The sequence below is a fragment of the Paenibacillus sp. P4_E11 genome (assembly GCF_056401635.1).
This window is the reverse complement of the sequence record NZ_JBFUIX010000077.1, coordinates 13,488-30,285: the sequence shown is the minus strand read 5'-3', so window position 1 is coordinate 30,285 and position 16,798 is coordinate 13,488. Positions and strand designations below refer to the sequence as shown.

15 protein-coding genes and 1 pseudogene are annotated in these 16,798 nt (G+C 51.2%); 6 read left to right on the top strand and 10 right to left on the bottom strand.

What is annotated here, in order from left to right; translation table 11 throughout:
• Positions 1-464: RsmF rRNA methyltransferase first C-terminal domain-containing protein (locus tag AC1DWB_RS24050; RefSeq protein WP_477543629.1), on the top strand; the 464-nt coding region annotated here is incomplete at its 5' end.
• A 92-nt stretch (positions 465-556) separates the two neighbouring features.
• On the opposite strand, the gene AC1DWB_RS24045 is transcribed toward AC1DWB_RS24050, so the two are convergent.
• Entirely contained in the window at positions 557-2,842 is a 2,286-nt protein-coding gene (locus AC1DWB_RS24045) for a helix-turn-helix transcriptional regulator (protein ID WP_477543628.1), read from the bottom strand.
• Positions 2,843-3,171: 329 nt separating this feature from the next.
• Here AC1DWB_RS24045 and AC1DWB_RS24040 point away from each other — a divergent pair, with 329 nt between their 5' ends.
• From AC1DWB_RS24040 to AC1DWB_RS24030, 3 genes are all read left to right on the top strand, one after another.
• Positions 3,172-4,098 carry an ABC transporter permease gene (locus tag AC1DWB_RS24040; RefSeq protein ID WP_477543630.1) on the top strand — a complete coding sequence of 309 codons (927 nt, stop codon included), beginning with the start codon at positions 3,172-3,174 and terminating at the stop codon, positions 4,096-4,098.
• Between the two features lie 80 nt (positions 4,099-4,178).
• Positions 4,179-5,045 carry a carbohydrate ABC transporter permease gene (locus AC1DWB_RS24035; protein WP_477543627.1) on the top strand — a complete coding sequence of 289 codons (867 nt, stop codon included), beginning with the start codon at positions 4,179-4,181 and terminating at the stop codon, positions 5,043-5,045.
• A gap of 75 nt (positions 5,046-5,120) precedes the next feature.
• Positions 5,121-6,626 carry an extracellular solute-binding protein gene (locus AC1DWB_RS24030; protein WP_477543626.1) on the top strand — a complete coding sequence of 502 codons (1,506 nt, stop codon included), beginning with the start codon at positions 5,121-5,123 and terminating at the stop codon, positions 6,624-6,626.
• Between the two features lie 69 nt (positions 6,627-6,695).
• Here the strand turns inward: AC1DWB_RS24030 and AC1DWB_RS24025 are convergent, their stop codons facing one another.
• From AC1DWB_RS24025 to AC1DWB_RS24005, 5 genes and pseudogenes are all read right to left on the bottom strand, one after another.
• Positions 6,696-7,511 (bottom strand): helix-turn-helix domain-containing protein, encoded by an 816-nt coding sequence (locus AC1DWB_RS24025; RefSeq protein WP_477543625.1) that lies wholly within the window; start codon positions 7,509-7,511, stop codon positions 6,696-6,698.
• 382 nt (positions 7,512-7,893) lie between these two features.
• Positions 7,894-9,000 carry a hypothetical protein gene (locus AC1DWB_RS24020; protein ID WP_477543624.1) on the bottom strand — a complete coding sequence of 369 codons (1,107 nt, stop codon included), beginning with the start codon at positions 8,998-9,000 and terminating at the stop codon, positions 7,894-7,896.
• Positions 9,001-9,397: 397 nt separating this feature from the next.
• On the bottom strand, positions 9,398-10,204 hold the full coding sequence (locus AC1DWB_RS24015) for a Cof-type HAD-IIB family hydrolase (protein WP_477543623.1): 807 nt from the start codon (positions 10,202-10,204) through the stop codon (positions 9,398-9,400).
• Between the two features lie 27 nt (positions 10,205-10,231).
• A complete protein-coding gene (locus AC1DWB_RS24010; RefSeq protein WP_477543622.1) occupies positions 10,232-10,987 on the bottom strand; it encodes a pseudouridine synthase in 756 nt (251 codons plus the stop codon).
• 1 nt (position 10,988) lies between these two features.
• A pseudogene (locus tag AC1DWB_RS24005) lies at positions 10,989-11,102 on the bottom strand (methyltransferase RsmF C-terminal domain-like protein); the annotation flags it as partial.
• Between the two features lie 356 nt (positions 11,103-11,458).
• Between AC1DWB_RS24005 and AC1DWB_RS24000 the strand changes: the two are divergent.
• Positions 11,459-12,004, top strand: a complete 546-nt coding sequence (locus AC1DWB_RS24000; RefSeq protein ID WP_477543621.1) for a thioredoxin family protein — start codon at positions 11,459-11,461, stop codon at positions 12,002-12,004.
• A gap of 85 nt (positions 12,005-12,089) precedes the next feature.
• On the opposite strand, the gene AC1DWB_RS23995 is transcribed toward AC1DWB_RS24000, so the two are convergent.
• The 3 genes from AC1DWB_RS23995 to AC1DWB_RS23985 form a co-directional block, all read right to left on the bottom strand.
• On the bottom strand, positions 12,090-12,506 hold the full coding sequence (locus AC1DWB_RS23995; protein WP_477543620.1) for a DUF309 domain-containing protein: 417 nt from the start codon (positions 12,504-12,506) through the stop codon (positions 12,090-12,092).
• 16 nt (positions 12,507-12,522) lie between these two features.
• On the bottom strand, positions 12,523-13,314 hold the full coding sequence (gene yjbM, locus AC1DWB_RS23990) for a GTP diphosphokinase (protein WP_477543619.1): 792 nt from the start codon (positions 13,312-13,314) through the stop codon (positions 12,523-12,525).
• 85 nt (positions 13,315-13,399) lie between these two features.
• The gene (locus tag AC1DWB_RS23985) at positions 13,400-14,497 is read right to left on the bottom strand and encodes a quinone-dependent dihydroorotate dehydrogenase (RefSeq protein ID WP_477543618.1); all 1,098 of its coding nucleotides are present in this window, start codon (positions 14,495-14,497) and stop codon (positions 13,400-13,402) included.
• Between the two features lie 312 nt (positions 14,498-14,809).
• Between AC1DWB_RS23985 and AC1DWB_RS23980 the strand changes: the two genes are divergently transcribed.
• Positions 14,810-14,947, top strand: coding sequence for a hypothetical protein (locus AC1DWB_RS23980; RefSeq protein ID WP_477543617.1), 138 nt, complete (start codon positions 14,810-14,812; stop codon positions 14,945-14,947).
• Between the two features lie 121 nt (positions 14,948-15,068).
• Here AC1DWB_RS23980 and AC1DWB_RS23975 read toward each other — a convergent pair whose 3' ends face one another.
• Positions 15,069-16,697: a L,D-transpeptidase gene (locus AC1DWB_RS23975; RefSeq protein WP_477543616.1), complete on the bottom strand. Its 1,629-nt coding sequence runs from the start codon at positions 16,695-16,697 to the stop codon at positions 15,069-15,071.
• Positions 16,698-16,798: the final 101 nt, after the last annotated feature.

Genomic DNA, 16,798 nt, shown 5'->3' with positions numbered 1-16,798 from the left:
GCGATGCCGCTGCGGCCGCCGCGATGCGCGAGGCCCGCGCGTTCCTCGCGGCGGCGCTGCCCGGCCTCGCGCTCGGCGCGGGCGAGCCCGTGCTGTTCGGCGAGCAGCTGTACTGGCTGCCGCACGCCGAAGGCTGCCCGTTCCGCGCCACAGCGCTCGACGGGCTCAAAGTGCTCCGGCCAGGCCTGCACCTGGCCGCCATCAAGAAGGGCCGGGTCGAACCGGCCCATGCCCTGGCGCTCGCCTGCGCGCCGCAGGACGTGCCCGCGCAGGCACGCGCGAACTTCCGTGCAGATGACGCCGCCATCGCGGCGTATCTGCACGGGAACGCGCTGCCTGCGGAGCCCACACTCGCCGGCTGGTGCATCGTCGCGGTCGAAGGCTTCCCGCTCGGCTGGGGCAAAGCGAGCGACGGCCAGATCAAGAACCACTACCCCAAAGGCCTCCGCTGGATGGGACATTAATTCGGCTATCCCACAAAGAKAAAGAAGCTTCCATCCCCACTTTAACAGTGGTTGTGGAAGCTTCTTTGTTTATATTCTGGGATTGGCCCATTCTAACCCGAAAGCTCCCCCTGCCCCGCCACCCGGCGGAATTCCCCGGGCGTCTGGCCGCTGATCCGCTTGAACATGCGAATGAACGAATTGACATTATGGTAGCCGATGCGCATCGCGACCTCTTGAATGCGCGCTTCGGAATCCAGCAGCATTTCCTTCGCCCGACTGATACGCAGCTCATTCAAGTAATCGGTGAACGTCATACCTGTCTTCTCCCGGAAGTATGTCGACAAGTAGCTGCGAGTCAAATTCAGCTTATCGGCCATCAACTCCAGGGAAATGTCTTCCCCGTAATGCTCCTTCACATAATCGAAGACGAAATCACGAATCGGGTCCTGTCCCTCCTTCTTCTCCCGGATCAAGCGGACCGCATCGCCGATCATCCCCCGGAACAGCGCTTCATACTCTTCCCTACTCGCACAGGCTTCCACCCGCTGAAACGGGTTATGATCGTTCAGCAGCCCGCTAATATCGACATTGTGCGCCAGCAGCGCCTTGATCACCTTCATCGTCGCTTCCTTGCCGAATCGAATGAACTGACAAGCACTTGACTGCCGCTCTTCTAGCTCATGCAGAATACGAATGACCATGTCTACCGCCTTGGCCTCCTGAGCAAGCTGCAGACTGGCGTACAATTCCTGCTCCCTGCCGGACAACAGCAAGTAGACGTCCTCCTCCGGATACGCTTTCGTAATAATCTGCGTATCCGTGCCGAGCATCCGATTCTGGATCATAGCCTGTGTTTCTTCGTAGGCAGATGAAATGTCCGCATGGGTTCGCAGAATGGGCACGAACGAGATCGTCAAGCAGCAATTTTGCCGGTCACGGTCGAATACTTCCTTCAGCTCGGTCAACATAATCTGCACATCTTGTGGTTCATGGGCCGAGAAGATCAGGGTAGAGACGCTATTCTTCTCCATCTGCACCGTCACCGCGTCGCCGAATCGCTCCCCTACATGAAAATGAATAAATTCCTTCATATAGTGCGACGCCTTGGCTTGATCCTCCGCGGCCATTCGTCTGAATTGTTCCGTGAATGTTAATTGAAACACGACCATATAGAACGGTTTGCTCGTTTCCAGCAGCTCATGAATGTCGTTCCATTGATACGTATTGTTAATTTTGCTGATGTAGCCGTAATTTTGAAGAATTTTATTTTTGCGGGACAAATCTCGATCCAACGCCTTGTTCGCGTCCATCATGTACGATATATTACTGCTGATCAGCTCGAACTCACGAATTTTACTGCGCACACCTAATCTCACGCCTCCACTCTGCACCAGCTCCAGCATGCGCTGAATCGGATTGTTGAACTTGACACTGAGCAGGACGGAGATCGCAATGCTGAGCAGCACCGCCGCTACAAGCAGGCTGAGAAGAACCATCGTAAGCCGCTCGACTTGATTGGATATCATCTGAACCGGGATCACATTCACATACGTAAGACCCGAAATGCTGCCTCGCATATAGAAATAGTAGCTATTTTGGTGATCGAAATGCCCTTGCTCCGTTGTTATTGTTGCTCCACCCAGTACAGCCGCGGTCTTTGTATCAGGAACTGTCTCCTTAACCGGCAAAGACTGGTACAGTGTCATCTTCTTATCGTTCATGATGAGGAAGCGGTTCTCGTCGGCAATATGGAGGGTCTGGAACATCGCATCGGCGTCGAGTAGCGCGGCAATCATATATTGATTCGTGAATTTGTTCTTGATGACGAACGGAAACATCTTACCGAGCGGCTTCACGCTTTTATCGAAGCTATATTGGACGAACTCCGCAGCGGGGAATACTCGGGAGGTGTAATCTTCATCCAGCTGCTGTCTCCAGAAGGTGGGGCTGTACGCATCACTCACATAATACTTGGAGAACAATGCATTCTCCTCCTCCACGCCGCCTTTCTCCAGAACAATCGACCGATTGCGGGACATGATGAAGAAGTTGTTCAGCAGCAGCATTTCATTAGACAACACGGCATTCATATCCGTCTTCAACACATTCGCTGCATCATAATTCATCTGATCCCCATACTCGAACAGCAGCCTCAGCCGATCATTGAAATAAAACCGCAGCATGCTGCTCTCCACGAGCCGGAACTGATTTTCATAGCGGTCTACGGTGTTTTTCAGAATAAGCGTGTTGTGCTCAATAATCTTGTTGCTAATATTCGTCTTGAAAAAAGTAAAGGACAACACATTGAACGATACGAGCAGCACAATGACAGCCAGAAATCCGGTAAGAAGCTTCACGAATAACGAATTGCGGTGGAGTGGAAACGAAATACGCATGGCGCTTGCCTCCTAATTCCCCCAGATCGGCAAAGTCAGGGTACGACTTGCACACCGATCACTTTCCAGGGCCCCGTTTTGTTATTTTGACTCCGTCTTTCATATACCGTACGTTCGATTTTATTCCTTATGTCCGATTCAGTAAAACGCTTTCAAGAAAACACATTGAATATATACATGTACCTCCAACACCCGCTACTATATGTATGAGCTCATTGTAACAACACACGTGTTTGTTTGGCAACGACTATCGGCCGGTTGTCGACGACTGGCGGTGGAGGTCATTGATGAAGGGGAATCAGGGCATGCAAGCTTTATCGCGGGAACCTATGCGTTCAGCGGGTGCAAGGCGAGCCAATTCTCGCAAACGGTTTCAGGAGAGCAAGTATTTGCTTCTGCTCGTCCTTCCCTGCATCTTGTATTTCATTATTTTCCACTATGTGCCGATGTTCGGCATCCTGATCTCGTTTCAGAAGTACAATTTGTTCAAAGGTATTTGGCATAGCGAGTGGGTCGGCTTCAAATATTATACGATGTTTTTCCAAAATCCGGACTTCTTCAAGCTGCTGCGCAATACGTTCCTGCTCGGGTTGTACAGTCTCGTATTCGGGTTCCCGGCTCCAATCGTATTGGCGCTGCTGCTCAATGAACTGCGGAATATGGTATTCAAGCGTTTCGTCCAGACGGTCAGTTACTTGCCACACTTTATCTCTAACGTCGTGATGGCCAGTATGATCGTGGTGTTCCTGTCCCCGTCCGGTGGGTTGGCGAATCGGATTATCGAGGCGATCGGCTTCCATCCAGTCAACTGGCTCATGCAGCCGGAATGGTTCCGTACGATCTTCGTCTCTTCAGGCATTTGGCAAAATGTCGGGTGGTCTTCGATCATTTACTTGGCTGCGCTCACGGCAATCGATCCTCACTTGTACGAAGCGGCCGAGATTGACGGAGGCAACCGCTGGACGAAAATTTGGCACATCTCGGTGCCAAGCATAATGCCGGCGATCGTGATTCTGCTCATTCTGGATATCGGGCACGTACTCGCAATCGGGTTCGAGAAAGTGTTCCTGCTCTACAATCCGGCCACCTACGAAACAGCCGACATCATTAGCACTTATGTGTACCGCGTCGGACTCGTACAGGGCAATTACAGCTATGCAACAGCGATAGGACTGTTCACCTCGATCATTGATCTGGCCTTCCTGATCGGAGCCAACTACCTGAGTCGGAAAGCTAGCGAGACGAGTCTCTGGTAGTGCTGTAGAGCTGAATACCGTGACTGATGTGCCAGACGCAAGGCCACTCTTCCCTCTGGGAAAACATGCAGGAGGCCACCGTGAAAAGAAACATGCAGCTGTTCGACATCATTAACGTAATCCTCTTGCTCATGCTCGTAGTCGTGACGGTATATCCCTTCCTCTACATGGCGGCTGTATCGCTAAGCGATAAGGTGTATGTGCTGAAAGGTCAAGTGTCGTTGTGGCCGAAAGGATTGAATTGGCGCATGTACGAGCTCGTGCTGAACGATCCTCGCATCTGGAGAAGCTACATCAACACCATCCTCTATACTACGATTGGAACGACCGTATCTCTCTTGTTAACGTCGATGGGAGCTTACGCCTTGTCTAAGAAAACGATGTGGATGCACAAGCAACTGACGCTGCTTATCGTGGTCACGATGTTCTTCAGCGGAGGTATTATTCCTACGTTTCTCGTTGTCAAAAGTCTCGGACTCGTGGACACTTTCTGGGCTATGATTATTCCAGGTGCAGTCAGCTCCTGGTATCTCATCCTGATGCGGACGTTTTTCAGCACTTTGCCGTATGAGTTGGAGGAAGCAGGCAAGCTCGACGGGTTGACCGACATCGGCTTGTTCATCCGTATAGCGCTCCCTCTGTCCAAGGCCGCTCTTGCTACGATCGGTTTATTTTACGCCGTCGGGATATGGAACAACTTCTACACGCCGCTGCTTTATTTGCGCAATCCGGACCTGGTCCCGCTGCAAGTTATTTTGCGCAATATCGTACTAGCCGGACAGTTCAATCTAGAGAACAATTATTCGTTTGACAAGGATAGTCAAGTCGTCGAAGAATCGCTGAAGTATGCAACCATATTAGTCGGAACGTTGCCCATCCTGGTCTCTTACCCGTTTTTGCAAAAATATTTTGTGAAGGGCGCCACGCTTGGATCATTGAAAGGCTGACGTTGTACTCCAATCATGAAGGGGGGAAAGGCGCCAAGTCCACGCTATACTAGGGTGGACCGGCGCCGCTAACAAATGAACAAAACGATTGCACTTCTGTTGGCCTTCGTACTCGTGCTTACCCTGGCTGCATGCGGTGGGGGAACCAAGGAAGAACCCGAGAAAGGCACGACTGTAACGACGGAGAAGAAGACACTCAAGATGCTCGTAGCCGACCAGGGCAACTGGACGTACAACAAAGACAAGCCGATCTGGAAAGCGATTGCCGACAAGACGAACGTCACGATTGAGGGTCAAGTTCCCCCTGGCGAGAACTACACGGAAGCGTTGAACTTGACGATCGCCTCGGGTAATATGCCGGATTTGATGTTCATGGGTGATTTCAGCATCGCCAACAAATACGGGGGGCAAGGCGCGCTCGTCAACATTCTGGAATACGTCGATTCGATGCCGAATTTCAAGAAATGGTTAGGCACGTATCCCGAGCTGAAGGAACGGTATTTGTCTTCCGACGGCAAGATGTACATGTTCCCGAACCAGGGCTTCGGCGAGACGAACCGGATTACTTGGTTGTACCGCGAAGATGTATTCAAGAAGAACAACCTCAAGGCACCACAAAACTACGATGAGCTTTACACAGCTTTGAAGCAGCTGAAGCAGCTGTACCCGGATAGCTATCCGCTCGTCACCCGCTTCGGTTTCGGTACCGTGACGCGTTCGGCGCCTAACTTCGAGACTGGCAACGGGCCTTACTATGACTTCGATAAGAAGGAATGGCGCTATGGGCCAACCGAGGACAACTACAAGAAGCTGATTACGTACTTGAACCGCTTTTACAAGGAAGGGTTGATTCCGCCCGACTGGCTGACCGTGAACACGAAGAAATTCGAAGACTTTATATCCAACAACAAGACGTTCGTGCTGCTCGACTACATGGTGATGGATACGTACAACTTGCCGCTGCGCAAGGACAATCCGCAATTCAACCTTATGTTGATGGCGCCTCCTAGCGGGTTCGCCGGGGCGAAGCAGGTTAATCCGAATGAGAACTTCGTCGACTCCGGGATGACCGTAGCTTCTACTTCCACGAAGATCAAAGATGTGATGAAGTACATGGACTTCTTCTATTCGGAGGCAGGTAGAGAGCTGTCTTCATGGGGAGTCGAAGGGGTTACTTATGAAGTGAAGGACGGCAAGAAGAAGTTCCTTGATGAGTTCAAGACGCTGGCTCAACTGCGCGAGAAGCCGGGCTTGCTTAACTTCGGGACCTATACGTGGATCGACTACAGCACCAACTTGAGCATAGCGACTCAAGAAACCCGTGATGCGTTCAAGGACGTTGCCAAGTACGATTCCAAGCTGCAGCCGAAGCCGGCTTTCACTGACAAGGAGCAGGACATTATCAATACAGTCGGTCAGGCGATTACGAAGCACCGTGAGGAGAACATTACGAAGTTCATTCTTGGGGACAAACGTATGGAAGATTGGGACCAGTATGTGAGCGAAGTGAAGAAGCTGGGCGTCGATCAACTGCTGAGCGTATACAAGGACGCATACAACCGAGTATTGAAGGCGAAGTAGGAATGTGGCTGATTAACGGGACATGGCTTGGTATTTCAAGCCATGTCCTATTTCTGTCCGGCCCTCCTTCTACACCTGGTTCATCTTCCTGTAGACGGAGGGACTGATTCCTTTCTTCCGATGGAATACACGGCTGAGGTAGAATCCGTTCTCGTATCCGCATTGCTGGGCAATCCGCTCCAGGCTGAGCGTGGTCTCTTCAAGCAGGTGGCAGGCCCGGCGTAAGCGGACATCAGTCAAGTAGTCTAGCGGCGTCTTACCGTAAGCTGCTCGGAACCGCCTGGTCAATTGCACGGGCGTGATGCCGAGGTCGTAGGCAATGCCGCGCAAGCTGAGCGTCATGTAAGCCTGTTCCAGTATGCGGTTCATCGCCCTGCGCATAACCGGGTCCAGCTCCTGAGTATCCACTTGCTCGGCAATCCGCTTCCTATTCCGAGCCTCCCTTTCCGTGCAAGCTTGAAACAGCAGGTCGTTGAGCAAATGTTGCTTCCCTCTATCCCCCCAGACTTCTCCTGTTCCTTTGAACGCGCGCAACATGCCGAGCGTTGAAGCTGCTCGCTGCGTATCCTCCAGGGAACACTTGCCGCTGCTGATAGGATCAGCATGATTCCCGGACATCGAATCCAGCTCACCCCAATCGAAATGGAAGAAATGGAACGACAACGGCTCCAATACCTTGCGTGCGAACGCAGTCTGCGGCGGACATACGACCAAATCAGAGGTTCCCGCTTCACCGGCATGATCACCGATCTGGAACGTGAAACTACCTTCCTCGACGGCGAATACCGTCCACTGGTCATATACATCCCGGTCCAAGGCAAATTGAGCCTTCTTAGGCCAATACACATGCGAATGCAATAGGGCGATTCGGTAAGGGACCGACATCCCAACCAGCTCCTGAATAATTGATGGAATGAAATGAAAGATATGTAGGATTGGATGAGTGTTCATTTAATAACAAATTCAGCTGAATAAGGATGAAATTAAGGGTATTGTACCACAGCATTTGCAATGTGAAAACTCGCCAGCCTACAAGTGTGCCAACTATACCGCAATGTGATGCGACACCACAATGGATGGAAATCCCTCACGAGCGTGGGAAAGTCATTCCGCTATTCTCCCGAGATTGCCGCAATAACGGAATGCTGTTCCCTCTTTCGCATTTCCCGCTCAGTAATTACCTACTTAACGGAATCTCGTTCCCTGTAGAGGTGGCCATCCGGTCAGAGTTGAACAAAAAGGAGACCTCGCGGCCTCCCCTCATGAGCTAATGCAGCTGTTCCGTCTCATACAGAATCTCGTCAATCGGTCGATTGTTGAGCAGCATAGTGAAATGAACCGAATCGTAATCCTTCTCCTTGTCCAGTTCCTGCATGAGCAGTGCTCCGATCTGTTCCCGATCTTCCGAGAATTCCGAATCATGGAACTCGATATACCCGGTTACCCCTCGCTTGCTAATGTCCACGGTCGCGGAGCCGATAGGAAGATCGCCATGGTTCTGCTCGTATATTTCATACGTCAGGGCATCACCGTCATCGCGGGCAAGAATGATCGAGTAATTGGATGACTCTAGTGTGTTATAGCTCCATCGTTCCTCTCCTTCCGCACCGGCTTCATAGATGTCGTCATCGTCATCTTCTTCAATCAGATCCTCATGAGTCAGCTCCATCGATTCCAGCCATTCCCCTTCGAACAGCATGTCCAATTGGATCGTATCGACTTCATCCTCATCGAAGTCCGATACAATCAATTCCACGACCTGCTCGATCTCATCTTCCAACGGTTCGTATATCCAGTTGATTTCCCCGATCATAGCGGAGCCTCTCATCCGAACAAATACTTCCGCGATCCATTCATCGTCCCGGTCGTAGACGTGATATTCAATCCGATTCCGGCTTTCCCCTACAATAACAAGCTCATAGTAGCTCGGGTCACGCAGCATTTCCACAGAATCGATATCGTCCGGGTCGACATCTTCTATCGCTGTATCATCATCTTCTGCATACCCGTATTCATCTTCCTCTTCGTTCGCATACAAGTGAGGATCGTCATCCGACCCGAGGAATTCCTTCACAACGCCAACTTGATGCTCGGAGGCTATAATGTGGTCGAACGGACTGCAAGTAACGACGACTTCACAGTCTCGAGCTTCAACCGCCGCCACGGTCTGCTCCACATAATTTTGGATGAACCGTATCGTTTCTTGACGTTCGCTTCCGGTTAAGGAGTCATGCTCCAATTGAACCGAACCGGCTACCCGATGACCTTCCCGATATACGAGAACCAACGTACCAACAAATTGGCCATCGAGAGTAATGTCGCATACTTCACCACTAGATGTTTTCATATCAGGTCTTAGCGTGATTTGGGCCATCTTCCATTCGCCTCCAGTAGCAGGGTATGGTTTACATTATTCATATTTCGCCCAAAATCTATTCAAGATAGTCAACTGTCCAATCGCATCAAGGGGGAGGTTAATACAATGGAGTATACCGAATGCAAGATAAACGCACTGCACCGACACTTATACCTACACAACATCTACCGCTCCTTGCTTCGGAATATTCCAACAAATAGGGAGGAATTAGAATGTCTGCTGGCTTTGGTTTTCATCATATGATGGCTATTACTCTTGTACTGTTTATCCTGCTGGTGATCGTTATTCGTCCGACTTTTTGCTAATTCGGACACAACAACGCACGTAGAAAAGCATACAAAAGAAGGATTGACGCTGGTGGCGTCAATCCTTCTTTTGTATGACAGGAACACATTCACGCGTTCAGACAATGCTTCAAGAGGGAGCGGTACACGCCGCCCTCGTTATTGGAAACCGTTACCTCATCGGCTAACCTCTTCACATCATCAGGCGAATTGTCCATGGCAATGCCCCATCCAGCGAACTGAATCATATCGACATCGTTATAGTAGTTCCCCATCGCCAGCACTTGAGAGCGGTCGATGCCGAGCGACTTAGCCAGCTCCCGCAATGCATTCCCTTTGGAAGCTTCGGCATGCATGACATCGATAAATTGATCGCCGCTGCGCAAGACAAGCAAGCTGCTGCTGCTGTTGGCGTTCATCCAGTCAGCCTGTACACGATCCAATTGCTCCTTATTCGGGGAGTATGCTGTGAATTTGACCGGACGTTCCGGTAACGTAGACAAGTTCTCCAGATAGACAGGCGATATTTTAAAAGTGGTATACAACTGTTTCACAGCATCCTGCAGCTCATAATCAACATGCAGATGCAGTGGCGAAGATACATCATAATGGATACGATGCTCGCGGCAATAATGGATGAAATAGGCCAGCTCATCCAGCTCGAACGGGTATTGATGCACGATGGATCGATCCGACGTTGTAACTGTCGCAGCACCGTTATGGGTAATGACTGTACCTTCCAGGCCAAGCGCCTCCATGATTGGAATCGCATTACCGGGTCCTCTACCCGTGCACAATACGATAGTCGCCCCCTGCTCATGTACCTGTCGCACTGTGCGGATCGTCTGATCTGACAAATGATGATGGTCATCCAACAAGGTGCCATCCACATCCAGAGCAATTAATTTGTAGTTCAACAACAGATCCCCCTCTCTAACGTATATCTATTCGTTGTCACCCGTCGCCAATCCAGCCAGTTCGTCTTCCGTCAGTTCTCGATATTGACCCGGTAATAAATGTTCGTCCAGCAGCAGTGAGCCCATAGACATTCTTTTCAAATACACGACCTTCTTCCCGACCGCTTCGAACATCCGCTTCACCTGATGGAACTTGCCTTCCATAATGGTTAATTCGATCTTGGACATGCCCTCGGCGCTCGCTTCATCCGTTTCACCTGCACTCAGGATGGAGAGCTTCGCAGGCATCGTAACGTATCCGTCATCCAACTCTACACCTTTGGCGAAAGCCTGCGCATCCAGCTCATTCACAACGCCCTGTACTTCGGCAAAATACATCTTGGGCACATGCTTACGCGGGGATAGCAAATTATGGGCCAACTTCCCGTCGTTGGTCAAGAGCAACAGCCCTTCCGTATCTTTATCCAGACGGCCAACCGGAAAGGGATCGAACACTTGAATAGGCGATTCCAACAAATCGATGACAGTTCGATCGCGCTTATCTTCCGTTGCCGAGATAACGCCTGCCGGTTTGTTCAGCATAATATATATAAATTCCTTATATTGAACACGCTCGCCATCTACAAGAATGACATCCTCATACGGATTCACCTGTAGTCCACTGTCAGATACGGTTCGGCCATTCACAGAAATCCCCTTCTGCTTGACCAACCGTCTCAATTCGCTTCTAGAACCATATCCCATATGGGCTAGCACTTTGTCCAATCGTTGCGTATCCTTCATGTTATGTCCACCTCCACCCTTGCGGGTATTCGTTCTTCAACATCCCATCCTGCCACTTGGCCCAACCGACAGGATATCCTTCTATACATACGAGAGTGTAGCCTTTGGCAGCGACCGACTCGTCCGATTGGACAAGCACAGATGGGGGCAGATGAATCCGCCCATGGAACTGGCTCGACCTGGAACGGAATGATGGCTGCGAATGAAGCTGCCGAGAGCTTCAATGGATTACGTCGGAACCCAAGGGCCCGCTCCTCTTGTAAGAAGCCAGAAATACGGGAAACTCATCTTGCAAATATCCGTTTATTTTATGTAGAAAAGCTTCCGCTAGTTTCATAGTCATGTAGGCTGCCTGCACTTTCGTTCAAAAAATCATCATATTTGGCTGGAAACAGAAGAAGGATATACATGACTGAAAGAAGAACTAATAACAGATTCGAAAAAATAATTAAAATATATACGTAGGGGTGTATGATGAAGAAGCTGCTTATCTATCTAGGAATTATCGTTGGACTATTCGTCCTTTTGTTTATTGTAAACCAACAGAGTGAAAAGTCCAAGGATCAAGCCAGGATTGCCAAACTGGATGATGCAACGAAAGCGAAGGCCGAGCAATTATATGGGGTCGACGCGGCCAAGCTGAAGCCGGAGACGCTAGGGCAGTTGAACGATGCGAACTACCAGAACATTATCAAACCCCAAGATCTGAAGAAGAAAATCGACAGCAAAGAAGAAACATTCGTCTATTTCTTCTCCACCACATGCTCACATTGCCAAGCGACTACCCCGATCCTGAATCCGATCGCGAAAGACGCCGGCATTGATCTGAAGCAGCTGAACCTGTGGGAGTATGAGAAGGATTGGGCTACCTATAAGATCGAAGCTACCCCGACACTCGTCGTATTCCGCGACGGCAAGGAAGTGAATCGTCTTGAGGGCGGCGTCTCACATGATGGTCAGGCCGGACTATCGCCAGACAACTTCAAGCAGTTTTTCCAAGCGAATAAGAAGAAGTAACCGTAATCCCAGATGTAATGAAACGGAGACCGCTCTTGCAGCGAATCTCCGTTTTTTTCATTTTCTATTTGATTATAGGGTTCCATTATCCCTCGTGCTTGACTGGCGGGAACTGCTTCAATTCCTCTACCATCCCGGCTAACTCCGAATGCATAATGACGATGTCGAGATCATAAAAGTCGAACGGCTCTTCTTCCACTCGCTCCAACTTCTCCAAATATTGCCTGGAGTCGTCCACCAGCTTCCCCAGATCGATGCCCATGCTATGACGGGGGTAATATTCCAGCTTCTCGATCCCTTGATCGAATAGCTTGATAGCCCCGCCAATGTTGCCATTACGGTGATGATACAGCCCTACAGCCACTTGAAGCAGCCCCTGATGAAGAGGATTGCGCCCCTCCTCCATCCACAGCTCTTCCATCACTTCATGGCACTCGAAGTAGTCCCGTTCTATATTAAAGTAGTATAGGTACTCCACATATAGTTGGTCATAGGCAATCATGGTCAGTCCGACTCCTTTAACGTTTCGCCCGGAGCAACGCTTCCTGCAGCTCATGCAACAACTCACGCAGGCTCCATACGTCTTCTGTCTCCCATAGCTCGTTGAATTTCAGTTGGAATTGGGCCGCTTCCCGTACCCGGTGATAGTAGTACAAATCCTGAATTCCGTTCAATACCCTCGACACCAGGTTGGTTTTGTCTTCAAAATGCTGTTGAGCCGTAATGATCTCGTCCCGGATGCTGGACATTTCTTGATCAAGTTGGTAGGCGGCTTCTGCAGCGTTTTGCAACCTTTGCTTGATGTCACTCGGCAGGTGCTCCTTGAACTTATAGTTGAGGGAGTGTTCGATTGTCGCCCAGAAATTCATCGCCAGCGTACGCATCTGGATTTCCGCCAGCACAGGCTTAAGGCCAAGCGACGTCTGAACCGGATATTCGACGATAATGTGATAGCTGCGATAGCCGCTTTCCTTGTTATTCGTAATGTAATCCTTCTCGTAGACGACAATCATATCTTTTCTCGCCCGGATCAGTTGGGATAGGCGGGTAATGTCCTGTACGAATTGGCACATAATTCGGATTCCGGCAATATCTTCGATCCCGGTTTCCAATTTATCCATCGGCACGTTCAGCCGCTTGGCTTTCTCCAGAATGCTGGAAATGCGCTTAATCCGGCCTGTTACGAATTCGATCGGTGTATATTCATCACGGCTTTTGAATTCCGTACGTAACGTCTTGAATTTGACTTTCAGTTCTTCCACCGCTTGCTCGTAAGGGAGCAGAAATCTCCCCCAGTCTCTGGTGTCCATAGAATGAAACCTCCATTCTGAAATCCCGTAACCATTTCATCGTTCTATGTTCTGTTCTTTGGCTATTATTGCCATGAATTTGAATTTAGATCAGGTCCACCCCAACCGCTTGTGAAATATGAGTCAATCCATCCCGTTGCAGCAAAGCTAACAGTCCTTCGTTCAACTCTCGAATCAGACCTGGTCCTTTATAAATCAAGGCTGTATAGACTTCGATGAGAGAGGCTCCGGCCCGTATTTTGTCATATGCATCCTGAGGTGTAAAAATACCCCCGCAGCCGATAATCGGCAGCTTGCCTTGTGTCACCTTATACACACTGCGAATCACATCCGTAGAACGTGCTGTTAACGGTTTGCCGCTCAGGCCTCCCGTTTCACGAGCGTTCGAATGCGTTAGTCCATCCCGGGAAATCGTCGTATTCGTCGCGATGATGCCCGACACCTTGCCGTTCACTAGCGTCTCCACCATATATTCTAACTCATTTCCGGTTACGTCCGGTGCGATTTTCACGAAAATAGGCTTGGACGGTCCGCCCAATTTGCGATGCTGCTGCTCCATCTCATCCTTCACCGCGTCGACCAACTTGCGGAGTTCTTCCCCGTGCTGCAGATTGCGGAGACCTGGCGTGTTCGGCGAGCTAATGTTCACGACGAAGAAATCGCCATATGGGTACAACGCCTTCACACACTTCCGGTAATCCTCTTCTGCTTCTTCATTCGGGGTGTCTTTATTTTTCCCGATGTTAACGGCTACCGGAATCACGTGCTTGCCAGCCTTGTGTAGATTAAGAGCCATTCCTTCGGTTCCTACATTGTTGAATCCCATCCGGTTCACAAGCGCTTCATCAGATGGTAGTCGGAACAATCGGGGTAAGTCGTTCCCCTTCTGTGGTCTAGGTGTAACCGTCCCCACTTCCATGAAGCCGAAGCCGAGTGAGGAGAACCCTTGGACAGCTGCTGCGTTCTTGTCGAGACCCGCTGCTAATCCAACCGGATTGCGGAACTTCAGCCCGCCTAATTGTACGGTAAGCTCCGGGTGCTCCGGTACTCCATACATGGCCTTAAGGAGGGCAAGCGCACCAGGTATGTGTGAGGCTTGTCCCAGCCCGTCCACCGTCAAATGATGGGCTTTCTCGGCATCCATGCGAAACAACATAGGTTTTGCGATATTGCGGTAAAGCATATGTATGTACACTCCGTTCTCCACAGGGGTCCCCGCAAAGTAATAGGTGTCAGCTTCTTAGCGTTTCGTCACTTTGTGGGGTATTACATTGACTCTATCGAACAGTTTAGCGGTTTCGTAAGGAAAAAGAAAGTACGGATTCCTGAGAAATCGTAAATTAAACGAAATGCCAGTTCATTAAATTACTGCTTCTTTATAAGGTGCGCCAATCGATTTGTTAATATGTAAACCTTTTCATTTTGACCGTCGATTGATATAATTGAAGATATAAGCCCGGCTCTTCCAATCCAATAGGATGCGAGGTCGATTCAAATGAATAAGCTGAAGAAGCAAACCTACTTGCAACGTAGGAAGAAAGAAGATATTAATAAAAAAGCGATCATCTGGGTCGGATCCATTATTGTCGCACTTGTCATTCTCATTACGGTGTTGTTAATCTGGAATCCCTGACAGACACGAGTGGCGTGCTAATGGACCATCCCATAGCACGCCATATGTATTTGTTGCAGACATCCCACTCCATTTGGCTTCTCTCTAGTTGAGCGGCCGGAACTTTCCTCTCCGCCCTCCGCTAATTCAGCCACTTGTATACTTTCCCCGGGTTCATTTCTTGCGCTTGTACCGGTAACTGGAAGGGCTTCTCGGATCTGCGAATATCAGAGGGAAGTAGCTTGCTGCCAATCGTCACCTTCGTCCCTTTGGGGACCATATCGAACAATTCCTCTACATCCCCCTTCAACATCCTAATGCAGCCGAGCGAACGATCCGCACCGATGCTGGTTGGCTGGTTCGTCCCGTGAATTGCATAGTTCGTGTCCGATAGTGTCATGCCGCGGCTGCCGAACTCGCCGTTGTCCTTACCGTTCGGGTTCCTGACCTTCTCACTGATCTCAAATTCCCCTTCGGGTGTACGTTTCCCCCCGAGTCCGACCGGATAGGAGCGGAGGATGACGCTGCCGCTCACGAGCGCGAGGCGATGTGTCGTCTTGTCGATTATAATCTCAAGCGGATGCTGCAACAGTTGGGTGGACTCGCCGGCAGACGGCGGGCTTGAAGGGCCTTGCGCTGAGGCGGGTGGATTGCCGCTTACCGATTGAGCCGGCGGATTGGATGTGCCAAGCCAAGCGCTTGCGTTGCGCACCATCTCAGGCGTCACGCCTGGCAGTACGTTGTTCGGATAGTTCTGAACGAGCGTCTCGATCGATTCTGGCGATTTCCCCGTTGCTCGGCGATACGCTTCCCCTGCGGACTGCATGATGAGCCGTTGTTCCTCCGCCGCCTTCCACTGGCTGTATTGGGCCTGGACAACGGAAGGATCACCCGGTTCGCAGACGCACTGCTCCTTGTCATACGCTGACAGCTTGTAAACCCCGGCCACGCTTACCGTCTTCTCGACGCTATATAGCACCTTCGGCTGCGCCTGCCAGTCGAGCCAGTCAGCTTGTGACGCGGCTCGCAGTACGCTCGGCTGCACGAGTAGCGCCGTCTGAGTCCCACTCAGCGCTTCGCGAATGAGTGGGGCCAGCAGGCGGTCCGCGTCCTTCGGCGCGGACTGCTGCGGGGCCGCCGCCGCTGCGGGTGCGGCGGCGAAGTAGACCGCCATCGCGCGAGCCTGGCTCGCGATGGCATCTGTGGCGCCGCCGCCGGGCGTTGCGGCGGCGGGCAGTGCTTGCGGTGCCGGGGACGGCGCCGTGGGTTCGGGCCCGCGCGCATGCGGCGCCGGGCCGAGCAAGAGCAGCAGGAGGACGAGCGCTAGCGCCGTCCTCCCTGCACGCCGCGCGCGCGAAGCCGGGCGGCGCGGGGCCGCTTCGGCGGCGAGTGCGGCTGCTCGCCGGCTGGCGCCGTCGAGCTCGTGTGCGCCGCCGCTGCCTCCTTGGGCAGCCTCGCTCGCTCTGCGAGACTCGCTGCCGCTGCCTCGCCTCGCCTCGTTCGCAGCTTCTCGAGCTTCCATCTCCTGCTTCGCTTGTTGGGCTTGCTGCTTCACCTGCAAAGCCTGCTGGGCCGCCAGAATCTCCGGCGACGGATTCGCCTCGTACGCTACGTACACTTCACCCGCCTGGATGAAGCAATATTGAGCCTTGGCCATTTCGCCCCGATCAGCGTAATCTCGGCCTAACAAATACCAGGCCATTTTATTATTAGGGTGTTTCTGTACGTATTCCTTCAAAGTGTCGCGCTGATTGTTAGGAGGGTTGCTCATCTGATGTCTACCACCCTTTCTCCAATCGCCATGGTTTAGACTTGTTCTAAAGTTGTTATCGGCTGGGAGGGGTTGGAAATGAAGAGCTCCCGTAGAAAGGA